At 51.1% G+C, this 12,536-nt stretch carries 10 protein-coding genes and 1 tRNA gene; 5 read left to right on the top strand and 6 right to left on the bottom strand.

Features of this window, described 5'->3' with window-relative positions; translation table 11 throughout:
• From DXXMK7_RS18435 to DXXMK7_RS18415, 5 genes are all read right to left on the bottom strand, one after another.
• Positions 1-732, bottom strand: a complete 732-nt coding sequence (locus tag DXXMK7_RS18435; protein WP_038920315.1) for an ABC transporter ATP-binding protein — start codon at positions 730-732, stop codon at positions 1-3.
• A 3-nt stretch (positions 733-735) separates the two neighbouring features.
• On the bottom strand, positions 736-1,509 hold the full coding sequence (locus DXXMK7_RS18430; protein ID WP_038921132.1) for an ABC transporter permease: 774 nt from the start codon (positions 1,507-1,509) through the stop codon (positions 736-738).
• Positions 1,510-1,573: 64 nt separating this feature from the next.
• Positions 1,574-2,692 carry a GDP-mannose 4,6-dehydratase gene (gmd, locus tag DXXMK7_RS18425; protein ID WP_038665385.1) on the bottom strand — a complete coding sequence of 373 codons (1,119 nt, stop codon included), beginning with the start codon at positions 2,690-2,692 and terminating at the stop codon, positions 1,574-1,576.
• A 35-nt stretch (positions 2,693-2,727) separates the two neighbouring features.
• Positions 2,728-4,101, bottom strand: coding sequence for a phosphomannomutase/phosphoglucomutase (locus tag DXXMK7_RS18420; RefSeq protein WP_038920314.1), 1,374 nt, complete (start codon positions 4,099-4,101; stop codon positions 2,728-2,730).
• Between the two features lie 24 nt (positions 4,102-4,125).
• Entirely contained in the window at positions 4,126-5,523 is a 1,398-nt protein-coding gene (locus DXXMK7_RS18415; RefSeq protein ID WP_038665391.1) for a mannose-1-phosphate guanylyltransferase/mannose-6-phosphate isomerase, read from the bottom strand.
• A 618-nt stretch (positions 5,524-6,141) separates the two neighbouring features.
• Here DXXMK7_RS18415 and DXXMK7_RS18410 point away from each other — a divergent pair.
• A tRNA-Gly gene (locus DXXMK7_RS18410) sits at positions 6,142-6,217 on the top strand.
• A gap of 281 nt (positions 6,218-6,498) precedes the next feature.
• On the opposite strand, the gene queG is transcribed toward DXXMK7_RS18410, so the two are convergent.
• Positions 6,499-7,653: a tRNA epoxyqueuosine(34) reductase QueG gene (queG, locus tag DXXMK7_RS18405; RefSeq protein ID WP_038920313.1), complete on the bottom strand. Its 1,155-nt coding sequence runs from the start codon at positions 7,651-7,653 to the stop codon at positions 6,499-6,501.
• Between the two features lie 155 nt (positions 7,654-7,808).
• Here queG and DXXMK7_RS18400 point away from each other — a divergent pair, with 155 nt between their 5' ends.
• From DXXMK7_RS18400 to amiB, 4 genes are all read left to right on the top strand, one after another.
• The gene (locus DXXMK7_RS18400) at positions 7,809-8,702 is read left to right on the top strand and encodes a hypothetical protein (protein WP_225623140.1); all 894 of its coding nucleotides are present in this window, start codon (positions 7,809-7,811) and stop codon (positions 8,700-8,702) included.
• Between the two features lie 108 nt (positions 8,703-8,810).
• Positions 8,811-10,352 carry a bifunctional ADP-dependent NAD(P)H-hydrate dehydratase/NAD(P)H-hydrate epimerase gene (nnr, locus tag DXXMK7_RS18395; RefSeq protein WP_038920312.1) on the top strand — a complete coding sequence of 514 codons (1,542 nt, stop codon included), beginning with the start codon at positions 8,811-8,813 and terminating at the stop codon, positions 10,350-10,352.
• Entirely contained in the window at positions 10,349-10,831 is a 483-nt protein-coding gene (gene tsaE, locus DXXMK7_RS18390; protein WP_038920311.1) for a tRNA (adenosine(37)-N6)-threonylcarbamoyltransferase complex ATPase subunit type 1 TsaE, read from the top strand. Before nnr ends, tsaE begins: the two co-directional genes overlap by 4 nt.
• Positions 10,828-12,510 (top strand): N-acetylmuramoyl-L-alanine amidase AmiB, encoded by a 1,683-nt coding sequence (gene amiB, locus DXXMK7_RS18385; protein ID WP_038920310.1) that lies wholly within the window; start codon positions 10,828-10,830, stop codon positions 12,508-12,510. The genes tsaE and amiB overlap by 4 nt, the downstream gene beginning before the upstream one ends.
• The last annotated feature ends 26 nt before the right edge of the window (positions 12,511-12,536 follow it).

The following is a 12,536-nucleotide window of genomic DNA, read 5'->3' as shown; positions in this document are numbered from 1 at the left end:
TTATAGATAATTATCTATCTCAGAGAGTGCCAGTTCTGTAATAGTTCCGTTCTGTAGTAAGAAGAACTTATTACAGTATTTTTTGATAATATCTTTGGAATGAGAGGCCAGTACCAGGACAGATGTATTGTTGATCATCTCTTCCAGTTTTTTCCCCATTTTTTCTCTGAAATAGGTATCGCCAACGGTCAGCCATTCATCCATCAGCAGAACACTGGGTTTCAGGATAGAGATGATGGAGAAGGCAAGGCGTAACAGCATACCGCTGGAATAGGTTCTGACGGGGAGATTGATATAATCACCGAGTTCACTGAATTCGATAATGTAATCGATATGCTTGGAGATTTCTTTTCTTCTCAAACCAAGCAGGATTCCTCGTATAAAAATATTCTGGTATCCCGTTGCCTCACTGTCCATTCCCATTGCCATATCGATGAGGGAGACAACTTCCCCCTCAATATTGATAGCGCCGGAAGAAGGGTGATAGACACCGGCCAGAACACGTAACAGCGTAGTTTTCCCTGCGCCGTTATGCCCTATCAGCGCGACCCGTTCGCCTTCATGTATATCAAAGGAGACATTATTCAGGGCCTTAACCGTGACATAACTTGTGCTATCGTTGAATCCACCCCCGACGGTACGCTTGAAAAGCATCTTTTTCAGGCTTCGCTGGGATGATGAATATATCGGAAACTCAACGCTGACGTTTACCGCCTCAATTATTTTCTTCATATATTAAAGCCAGTACGCAATCTTGGTTTTAGTCTTATTGAGAGTTATCATTGACAGTATAAACAGAACAACAGTTATCGCGGTCGCGATAATTATTGAGTTCTGGTCTGGCAAATGACCAAGCATGGGCTCACGGATAATGTTAAAGAAATGAACTAATGGATTGAATTGTACCCAATAAAGCCATTGTTCATTCAGTTGATCTGTTTTCCACATTATTGGAGTAAAGTAGAAACTGACGAGCAGAATATTTTGAATAATCATCTGCATATCTCTGAATCGGGTACATATGATACCTAAGATCAGAGAGCTTGAGACTAATGCCACTGATAGCAATACAAACCCTATAATGGATAGCAGGGCGGTAACAGTCCATCCTGGACCGACAAAGGTAATAACAAAGATAATAATAATGAAGTTATGAAGGAAAACAATAATGTTTCTACTTAATATTCTTAACATTATTGATGTGAAAGATATTTTCGACTGACGGATTATATAATCAAACTGAATAAAACCATTGCTGGCTTCTGTCAGTTGGGTAGATATATATGTCCAGAATACCTGACCAATACAGAAAAAAGGAAGGTAATCTTGTACATCCAACTTAAAGAGAGTTGACCACAATAAGCTCAACATCCCTACCAGAATAGCAGTACTGATCGTTACCCAAAAAGGGCCTAGTGTTGAACGTTTATATCTCTGCTTTATATCATACCAGGATAAAACGACCCACGACTCTGGGTTTTTTAACGCTGATTTTAAGTCATTTAACATGTAGGAAATGCCCAAATTAATAAAAGAGCTGATTAACACAGCTCTTTTAATTTGTTGTATCGAGTTATTCTACGCTTACGCTTACATCGTAACCGTTGGATTTCAGCAAAGCGAATTGCTTGGCTTTTTCCAGGTCATAAGCGACCATTTCATCGATCATTTCTTCCAGTGTTGTTTCCGGTACCCAGCCCAGTTTGTTTTTGGCTTTGCTCGGGTCACCCAGCAGCGTATCTACTTCAGCAGGGCGGAAGTAACGTGGGTCGACAGCCACGATCACATCGCCTACTTTCAGTGCCGGCGCATTATTACCGGTGATTTTGGATACTACTGCTTTTTCGTTGACGCCAGTACCGGTGAATTCCAGTTCGATACCCAGTTTGGCCGCAGACATTCTGATGAAATCACGTACGCTATACTGAACGCCGGTCGCGATGACGAAGTCTTCCGGTTTTTCCTGCTGCAGCATCATCCACTGCATTCTGACGTAGTCACGAGCATGACCCCAGTCGCGCAGAGAATCGAGGTTGCCCATGTAAATGCATTTTTCCAGGCCCTGTGCAATGTTGGACAGGCCGCGTGTGATTTTACGAGTCACAAACGTTTCGCCGCGACGCGGAGATTCATGGTTGAAGAGGATACCGTTACAGGCGTACATGCCATAGGATTCTCTGTAGTTTACTGTAATCCAGTAAGCGTACATTTTAGCTACGGCGTACGGGCTTCTCGGGTAGAACGGCGTGGTTTCTTTCTGCGGGATTTCCTGCACCAGACCATACAGTTCGGAGGTGGATGCCTGATAGAAACGGGTTTTTTCGGCCAGGCCCAGGAAACGGATGGATTCCAGCAGGCGAAGCGTACCGATAGCATCAACATCCGCCGTGTATTCCGGGGATTCGAAGCTGACTGCAACGTGTGACTGGGCGCCCAGGTTGTAAATTTCGTCAGGCTGAACTTCAGCAATAATACGAGTCAGGTTGGAGGTATCAGTCAGATCGCCATAATGAAGGTTGAATTTTACATTCTCTTCATGGGGATCCTGATACAAATGGTCAACACGCTGTGTATTAAAGAGTGATGAACGGCGCTTAATACCGTGAACTTCGTAACCTTTTTCCAAAAGGAACTCAGCAAGATAAGAACCATCCTGCCCTGTTACACCGGAAATCAAAGCAACTTTCTTCATCTATAATTCTCCAATATTATTTTACTGTCTTGATATTAAGATTTAATAATTTTATCTAGCTTCTCAACTTCGGCACGCAGTAACTCGCTGCTGTTGTTGGTCTCTACATTCAGTCTCAGAAGCGGTTCGGTGTTGGAAACTCGGACATTGAACCTAAAATCCTCGTATTCAATACTCACTCCATCAACATATTCTGCGCGCTTGGCATTACCTATATAGGCTTCTTCAATCCGGGACAGAACTTCTTTTGAATTCTCAACGCGATAATTTATTTCTCCGCTGCACGGGAATAAATTTACTCTTTCATTCAGGGTGTCTGAAAGCGTGGTTTTTTTAATACACAGTAACTCTGCAACCAACAACCAGGGGATCATACCGCTATCGCAGTAGGCGAAATCTCTGAAGTAGTGGTGTGCGCTCATTTCACCGCCATAAATAGCGTTTTCGCTACGCATCCGTTCTTTGATGAACGCATGGCCGGTTTTTGACATGACGGGAACGCCGCCGGCTTTCTTAACGATATCAATCGTATTCCAGGTCAGGCGTGGGTCATGGATGATTTTTGCGCCAGATTCTTTCTGCAGAAAGGCTTCGGCGAGCAAGCCGACAATGTAGTAACCCTCGATAAAATCGGCATGATTATCATAAAGGAAGCAGCGATCAAAATCTCCGTCGAACGCAACGCCCATATCCGCATTATGCTTGAGCATGGCATCAGAGGTATCTTTGCGGCATTCAGGCAGTAGAGGGTTAGGGATACCATTAGGGAAATTACCATCCGCCTGATGGTGTACCTTGATAAATTCAACCGGGGCGTTGGCTTGTTTGAATCGTTTCTCGATCTCATCGATAACGTGACCAGCGGCGCCGTTGCCAGAGTTGATGACCAGCTTGAGCGGTTGCGTGAAATTGTTGAGATCGATGTAGCTCATTAGATGGTCGACATACGCATTCAGTATGTTGATCTTCTTATAAGAACCGCGCTTTTGCGGATCAACCGCAGGGAAATTGTTTTCTTCCGCAAGCCGCTGAATATCTCGTAACCCAGTGTCGCCGCTGATCGGCTTTGCATTATCCCGGACTAACTTCATGCCGTTGTAATTCATCGGGTTATGACTGGCTGTGACCTCAATGCCGCCATCGAGGTTCAGGTGGAAAGTGGTGAAATACACTTCTTCCGTGCCGCTTAATCCGATATCCAGCACATCGGTGCCAGAGTCCATCAACCCGTTTGCCAGCGCCATTTTTAGGGATTCGCTGGTTAGACGAACATCGCCGCCTACGACTACCGTTTTGGGTGAAAGGAATTGCCCGTAGGCTCGGCCGATGCGATAAGCGATATCCTCATTCAACTCTTTGCCTAATTCGCCGCGAATATCGTATGCTTTGAAACACGTTAATGCTGACATATATCCCTTCTGAAATTTTGATTATCAGTTTATTTCAATAAAATCATCATCACCCAAATAGGAACCAGATTGGATTTCCAGCATTTCCAGCGGGATCTTCCCAGGATTCTCAAGCTTATGCATAGCGCCGATTGGGATAAAAGTGGATTGATTTTCAGTTAATAACTGGGTTTTGTCCTGAATGGTCACCTTGGCTGTACCAGACAGAATGACCCAATGCTCGGTGCGGTGATAATGCATCTGCAATGGGAATGATTCGCCGGGTTTTACGGTAATGCGGTTAACATTAAATCTGTCAGTGCGTACAATCAGGTCGCAGCGTCCCCAGGGCCAGTAAGTTTCCCGGTGACGGCGGTATTCGCGGCGGCATTTTTCTTTCAGGAATTCAACCACCCGTTTTACATCCTGAACCTGATCTTTCTGGACCACCAGCACTGCATCCTTGGTATTTACAATTACCAGGTTATCAACGCCGATTGCGGCAACCAACTGATCATCGGTATTGATATAACAGTTCTTGGTGTTATGCAGGAAGGTATCGCCTTTCAGGGAGTTGCCGTCGTCATCTTTGTCATTGACTTCCCATAGCGCCGACCAGGAGCCGACATCGCTCCATCCTGCGTCCAAAGGAACAACAACGGCGTCTTCCGTTTTTTCCATTACAGCGTAATCGATGGACTCATCCGGGCAGGTAATAAAGTGCTCGGTCTGGACATTAATAAAGTCCCCTTGCTGACTAACGCCATCAATAGATAATTGGCACGCTTTCAAAATATCGGGGCGGAATTTTTCCAGTTCCTGCAAATAACGCTTGGCACGGAACATGAACATACCGCTATTCCAGTAATATTCGCCCGATTGCAAATATTCCTCTGCAATCTCAAGGCTTGGTTTTTCAACAAACCGTAAAACCTTATGAGGCGCAAATTCGTCACCGGGTAATTTTTCGCCGCGCTGAATATATCCGTAGCCGGTCTCAGGGCCGGTAGGGACGATACCAAACGTGACCAAACTTCCTTTCTGGGCGTAAGCGATGGCTTTTTTGATGGAGGAGTGAAAGGCGGCTTTATTTTCAATGATGTGGTCGGCGGCCAGCACCAGGAGGAGAGGGTCTTCTCCCTGCCTGATCGCATTCAGTGCGGCTAACGCGATCGCCGGAGCGGTATTACGCCCCGCAGGTTCCAGAATGATATTGTTGGATAGCTGGTTAATTTGTCTCAACTGTTCTGCAACCAGGAAGCGATGTTCTTCGTTACAGATAACTACAGGCGCTCGTGTTTCAATACCACTCAGACGGTTAACCGTTTCCTGCAGCATGGAATTCTGACCGTGGAGACAAATGAACTGCTTGGGATAAAGTTCACGTGAAAGCGGCCACAGGCGACTACCTGTACCACCAGCCATGATTACGGGGAGTAACATCTTGTAATAACCTTGATTGTTTTCCGTTCGAAAAAGGGTTTTTCGAATCGCTTGGGGATATATTAATTCAGACAAGCTACCGCCCTTGGCTCACAGTTGCCAAAGCTCTGAATTGTATGGGTTTTATATATATCAAGCAGATGCGCCTGCATCGTCTATGTTCAGTACCTATCTTTTACTGCGCCGATTTTACAGGTTAAGTCACTATTTTACAGCAATGACAGACTTTTTTTAGTGGTGATTTTCCTATTTGCTATTTTCGATAATAAGAATCTTTATCGTTTACTACCTTATATAGTAGAGTGTTCTGAAATAGGACAGCGCTTCCTTACTTCAAAAGTAAGGCTGGATAAGTTTTTGCGTCATCGGCAGAGTACGGAGGTGCTGCGATGGCTGGCGGATAAAATCATTTATCGGGTGTCTGCGCGGCGCAAAGAAAGTTGTTTTCCCCCCTTGTCAGAATGGGCGGATTGGTTCATAATGCTGCCCTCTTTGCGATACAGCTTTTAAAACACAGTTAAATCAATAAGTTAGCTGTGATGTAATAAAAGTAGCGCAAAATGTGATCACGTCAGTTTGCGTTTGGCGGAAAAGCGTCGATACTTAAGCGTTGCGTGTGCGGGAATAGCTCAGTTGGTAGAGCACGACCTTGCCAAGGTCGGGGTCGCGAGTTCGAGTCTCGTTTCCCGCTCCAGTTTTACACTTCTTCATCTCTTCATTTTCATACAACTTTTCTGCATATGTTCATACTTTTCTGAACAGACTTATCCACAGCCTGAAAATGGGTTGCGTGCGTTTGTCTGGAAATGTCATGAAAAAGATGTCATTTCAAGATATTGAAATAAAAAGATAAATTTATGATAAAAAACGCTATCCAGATCACTTGTACTTTTTGTGATGATTGATTGACAACGCTTTTTTAAAATTATCCACAGATGGATGGTTCAGGATCGTCAAACAATCGCAACGCAAAATTCAGGCGTCTCTCGGCAAACCTTTCTCTATCGCGCGGATTAACCGCTTTTTTTGCGGCGGCTGAACATCAATAGGCTGAACGTCGATAGATTGCTGGCTGCGTCGGGTTAGCTGTTGGTCGATGGCCCAATGAATATGTTCGTCCAGCAGGGCACTTTCTCCCAGCCTGCTCTGCAGCGCCAGGATGATCTTATCTTCGTAGGGCGCGTTGCCCAGTGCGACGGCGATATTACGCAGCCAGCGTTCGTGGCCGATGCGCCGGATAGCGGAACCTTCAGTTACCCGCAAAAAACGGGTTTCATCCCAACTAAACAGCGCCAGTAATTCTGGGGCATGCAAGGCCGCCCGCGGGCTGAAATCGGGTTCGTCGGTAAGTTGTGAGAAGCGATTCCAGGGGCAAATCAACTGGCAATCGTCACAGCCGTAGATGCGGTTTCCCATCAATGGACGCAGAGGCTCCGGAATTGCGCCTTCCAGCTCAATGGTCAGGTAGGAAATACAGCGGCGGGCATCAATAGTGTAAGGCTCGACGATTGCGCCGGTAGGGCAGGTCGTCATGCAGGCTACGCATTTACCACACTGCTCTTCAACCGGCTGGTCTACCGGCAAAGGCAGGTCAATAAGCAGTTCCCCCAGAAAGAACCAGGAACCCGCTTCCCGGTTCAACACCAGTGAGTGCTTGCCAACCCATCCAAGCCCAGCTTTAGCGGCCAGTGGCCGTTCCATGATCGGTGCGGAATCGACAAAGGGACGAAACTGTAATTCGCCGCAATGCTCCTGAATTCGGTCGCCCAGCTTTTTCAGCCGTTGGCGCAGTAACTTATGATAGTCGCGCCCCAGAGCGTAGCGGCTGACATACCCGAGATGCGGGTTTTTCAGCGTGCTGGCAAACGCGGCTTTGGCCGGCAGATAATTCATGCGCACGCTGATGACGCGTAACGTTCCGGGCAGCAGTTCATGCGGGCGGGCCCGCATCATGCCGTGGCGCGCCATCCATTCCATTTCGCCGTGATACTGATTGTCGAGCCACGCCTGAAGGCGGGGTTCTTCATGAGACAAATCCGTGTCGCAAATCCCCACTTGCTGAAAACCCAATTCAAGCCCCCATTGCTTGATGAGCTGTGCGAGTTCGTTGAGATCGTAGGGGTATGTCATGCGTAACCATCAAGAAGAAATCGGGCGTCTGATTTTATCACATTGTCCCGGCATCGTTCGCGGCGAGTCGGTGGTAGCGCAATTAACAAATAGACATAATTATTAATATTTTCCCACAAGGTGTCGATAACTTGAGCGAATTGGCGGTTTTCGTCATGGCTCTGGGAGGAGATGAAGTGGAAACAGTAGCGCTTTCAGCCTATCGGCTGGTGAATCAGGATCTGAATTTGCGTATTGACCCCAATCAGCCACAGGAGACGACGCTGGCGTATGTGACGCGCGCGGAGAAACCGATGGTTGAATACGTCCAAATCAGCAATGAGGGACGCCAGCTGGCAGAGGGCGATATTGTGGACTCGCCGGCGCGGTATTATTTTTCTTCGCAGATCGATAATGGGGTGTCGGCGGCGCTGGCCGATCAGCCGGAGCAGGTTTCGCAAGCCATATACCGCCTGATTGACGACAACTTCGTGAATGCGGCTGAGCTGGACGACGAGCAGCGTCAGCTGGCGCTGGAGCTTGGTTTGTCGCAGGCCGGCTATTTCGCCGAGCGCTATCTGAGCGGCAATAAGAAAACGGCGTTTATGGAAAGCATGAATCTGCTGGCATCGGTAGTGAAAACACGTCAGGTCGATGACAACGGCAACATTTCTTATCTTACCCTGCCTGAGCGTGTTCCCGGCACGAACGAGTATAAAGTGGATGTCGCCGAACTGATGAAGGAAAAAGATCCTGGCCGCTATCAGGCATATCTGGGCGCGCTGGAAAGCGGTGGCGACTGGTTTGCGCCTTATCTCGATTTTGTGAAGCAATTTCCCCAGCACCCCGAATGGATTAGTGAATATCAGGAGAATGCCGGGAAATTGTTCCAGTCGATTGCCGGCGACCAGGTAGCGAACCGTTTTGCCTCGGCGGATCTATCTTCATCGGCGACGTTGATTAACGATGTGCGTGAAACGTTGCTGATGAGCTACGACGAACAAACCGTGCAGACGCATGTACAAGCATTAAGACAGTTTGTCGACGTGCTGGAAGGATCGCTACGCTGAATTGCGTTCAGCCTATTGTTATCCTTATTCCGTTTCTCCGCATATGGCGCTTCCCGGCAGAGCTTGCTAAGTTGAGGCGCACTATCCTGCTACCGACGGAGGGATGACATGCATCAAGACCATCGCGTGTATCAGCCCGGCGGATCATTACCCGACCTGCCTCATACTGTTTTTTTACCCGACTGGCTGCGCCGTGAGGAGCCTTATGCCGCGCGTTATGTCGGCGTCTCATTAAATACGCTGATGCAGCGCGCGGGCGATGCCGCTTTTCGCATAGCGCAACAGCGATACCCTACCGCCCGGCACTGGCTGATTCTGTGTGGGCACGGCAACAACGGCGGCGACGGGTATGTGGTCGCCGCTCTGGCGCGCGGCGCAGGAATTGCGGTCACGGTGGTTGCGGGGAGCGGCGATCGGCCGCTGCCGGCAGAAGCGCATCTGGCGCGTCAGGCATGGTTCGATGCCGGGGGCAGCGAGCAGCATGTCGATGCGCCGTGGCCTGATGATGTCGACCTGATCATTGACGGCCTGCTGGGAACCGGGCTGTCGTCCGCTCCCCGCGCGCCTTATGACGCCCTGATCGCTCAGGCCAACCGCCATCCGGCACCGATCGTCGCGCTGGATATTCCTTCCGGATTGAATGCGCAAACCGGCGTCTGCGCAGGGGCTGCGATCCATGCCGCTCACACGGTGACGTTTATTGCGCTGAAGCTCGGTTTATTAACCGGCCAGGCACGGGATGTCGTCGGACAGCTTCATTACCATGATTTAGGGCTTGGCGACTGGCTGGCGCAACAATCGGCGCCGATCGCGCGTTTGACCGCGGCGTCGCTAACACAATGGCTGAAACCACGGCGTGCGGGCGCGCATAAAGGCGAGCACGGCCGTTTGTTGATTATCGGCGGCGACGAAGGCACCGGCGGTGCGATTTTCATGGCGGGAGAAGCGGCGTTACGCAGTGGCGCAGGGCTAGTGCGAGTGCTTACTCACAAAAGCTATCTGGCCGCCTTGCTGGTGGCTCGCCCGGAACTGATGGTACAGGAGCTGACCACCGATTCGGTCAAGGCTGGCGTCGAATGGGCGGATGTAGTGGTGATCGGGCCGGGGCTGGGGCAGCGCGAATGGGGAAAAAACGCACTGCGAATCGCAGAAAATTGTAACAAATCCATGTTATGGGATGCCGATGCGCTCAACCTGCTGGCAATCAGCCCGCATAAACGTCAGAATCGCGTTTTAACGCCTCATCCCGGCGAAGCCGCCCGTCTGTTGAACTGCCGGATTGCCGATATTGAAAGTGATCGCTTACTTGCTGCACAACGCCTGGTGAAACGCTATGGCGGCGTGGTAGTGCTAAAAGGCGCCGGTACGGTGCTGGCTGGCGAGCAGGGCGAATTGGCGATCGCCGATGTGGGAAATCCCGGCATGGCGACCGGCGGTATGGGGGACGTGCTGGCAGGCATGATTGGGGCGATGCTGGCGCAAGGGCTGTCGTTGTACGACGCCGCCTGCGCCGGTTGTGTAGCCCACGGAGCGGCAGCGGACTGGCTGGCGCAGCGGCAGGGCACACGCGGGATGTTGGCAACCGATTTGATGGCGGTATTGCCGCAGTATGTAAATCCTGAGCGGATATCCTTAGAAAACACAGAATGAAGACGCTTTTGTTACCTTTGCCGGACGAGGCAGCCACGATTGCGCTGGGAGCGGCGTTAGCCCGAGCCTGCGAGCGCGCCACCATTATTTATCTGCTGGGCGATCTGGGGGCGGGTAAAACCACGCTGAGCCGCGGATTTCTGCAGGCGTTGGGGCATCAGGGCAATGTGAAAAGCCCGACCTATACGCTGGTAGAGCCCTATGCGCTGCTGCCGCGTCCGGTGTATCACTTCGACCTTTATCGACTGGCGGATCCTGAAGAACTGGAGTTTATGGGCATTCGTGACTATTTGTCGCAGGACGCCCTCTGCCTGATTGAATGGCCGCAACAAGGCGCAGGCTTCTTGCCGCAAGCCGATGTTGAATTACATCTTGGCTATCAGGGGGCGGGCCGACAGGCGGAGATCAAGGCCCGTACGCCGCAGGGCGAGCAGATCGTAGCGGCGCTGGCCGCCTGGCCGGAGCAGGAAGCGCCATGACTGTGCGGTTGATGAAGGCCCTGCTGGGGCTACTGCTGATGTTGTCATGGCCGCTGTGGGCGAGCAGCCTGACCGATATCCGGGTGAATAACGCCGCCGGCGAGGCGGTCGTTACGCTGAGTTTTAGCGGTCAGCCGGTGTATGAATACTTTTCGCTGAATAATCCAAACCGGGTGGTTATCGATATCAGCCAGTCCGGCATGATGAAAGGGCTGCCGCTAGCGTTTAACGGCCAGAATCTGATTGCCCGCATTCGCACCAGCAACGCCAAAGACCCGAAAAGCCTGCGTCTGGTGCTGGACCTGACCCAGAAGGTGCAGGTTCGGGCCGTGAAAGAAGGCAATGGCGCCGTCTTTACCCTGACTGGCGAACGCAAAACGGTGGTCCGCAAACCAGTGGCCCAGCCTATGCAACCGTCGGCGCAGGCCGGGCGCAATCCTCTGGTTCCTCAGACATCGGCCACGGCGGTAGCGGCTGCGCCGACCCGGGTATCTGGGCGGGCGGGCAGCGGCGAGAAAATCATTGTCGCGATTGACGCCGGCCACGGCGGTGAGGATCCGGGCGCCACCGGGCCGGGCGGGCTACATGAAAAAAATGTCACCATCTCGATAGCCCGTAAACTTCGCGCCATTATGAGCGCCGATCCGGAGTTTAAACCGGTGCTGACCCGCGACGGCGACTATTTTATTTCGGTGATGGGGCGCTCCGACGTGGCGCGCAAGCAAGGGGCTAACCTGCTGGTATCGATTCACGCGGACGCGGCGCCTAACCGCGGCGCGACCGGCGCATCAGTATGGGTATTGTCCAACCGGCGCGCCAACAGTGAAATGGCCAACTGGCTGGAACAGCATGAAAAACAGTCCGAATTGCTGGGGGGCGCGGGCGATCTGCTGGCCAACAGCGCGGCCGATCCGTACCTGAGTCAGGCGGTGCTGGATCTGCAGTTCGGGCATTCGCAGCGGGTGGGGTATGATGTGGCGGTGAAAGTGCTGCGCGAGCTGCAGCGTGTCGGCAGCCTGCATAAGCGCCGACCGGAACACGCCAGCCTGGGCGTATTGCGTTCACCGGATATTCCATCTTTGCTGGTGGAAACCGGGTTCATTTCTAATCCGAGCGAGGAACGGCTGCTGGGCAGCAACGAGTATCAGGAAAAGATTGCCAACGCCATCTATCAGGGGTTGCGCAGCTATTTCCAGACTCATCCGTTACAAAATATCCCAAAGCAGGAAAACCGTCCGCTCGGCTCGCAGACGGTGAAAAACGCAGCAGCCCCTGAGCCGGCTCAGATCGCAACAGGAGCAACGGTACGCCATACTGTCGCGACCGGCGAAACATTATCGGGGATCGCCGCGCATTATGGCGTCAGTATGAACGCCATTCGTGAAGCAAACCGCCTGAAAAAAGACGTGGTCTGGGTGGGGCAACGGCTGAGGATCCCGTCCGGCGCCTCACCGGCGGTCAAGACGGTTTCGGCGACGAAGAGCAAACCCGTTGCGGCCGCGTTGTCTTCGAGCGTGAAGAAAAGCGCAACCGTGATAAAACACAAAGTGACGCGGGGCGATACGCTGAGTGCCATCGCCAGCCGGTATGGCGTGAGTATGAAAGCGATCCAGCAGGCGAACAACATGTCTTCCGGAACCGTGCAGTTGGGGCAAACGCTGATTATCCCTTCTGCCTGATCAGGGTGATAAAACGAGGAGAGTCC

It is taken from the genome of Dickeya sp. MK7 (assembly GCF_000406305.1).
GTDB lineage: Bacteria > Pseudomonadota > Gammaproteobacteria > Enterobacterales > Enterobacteriaceae > Dickeya > Dickeya fangzhongdai.
The sequence above is the reverse complement of the archived record's forward strand: the minus strand, read 5'-3'. Positions and strand labels throughout refer to the sequence as shown.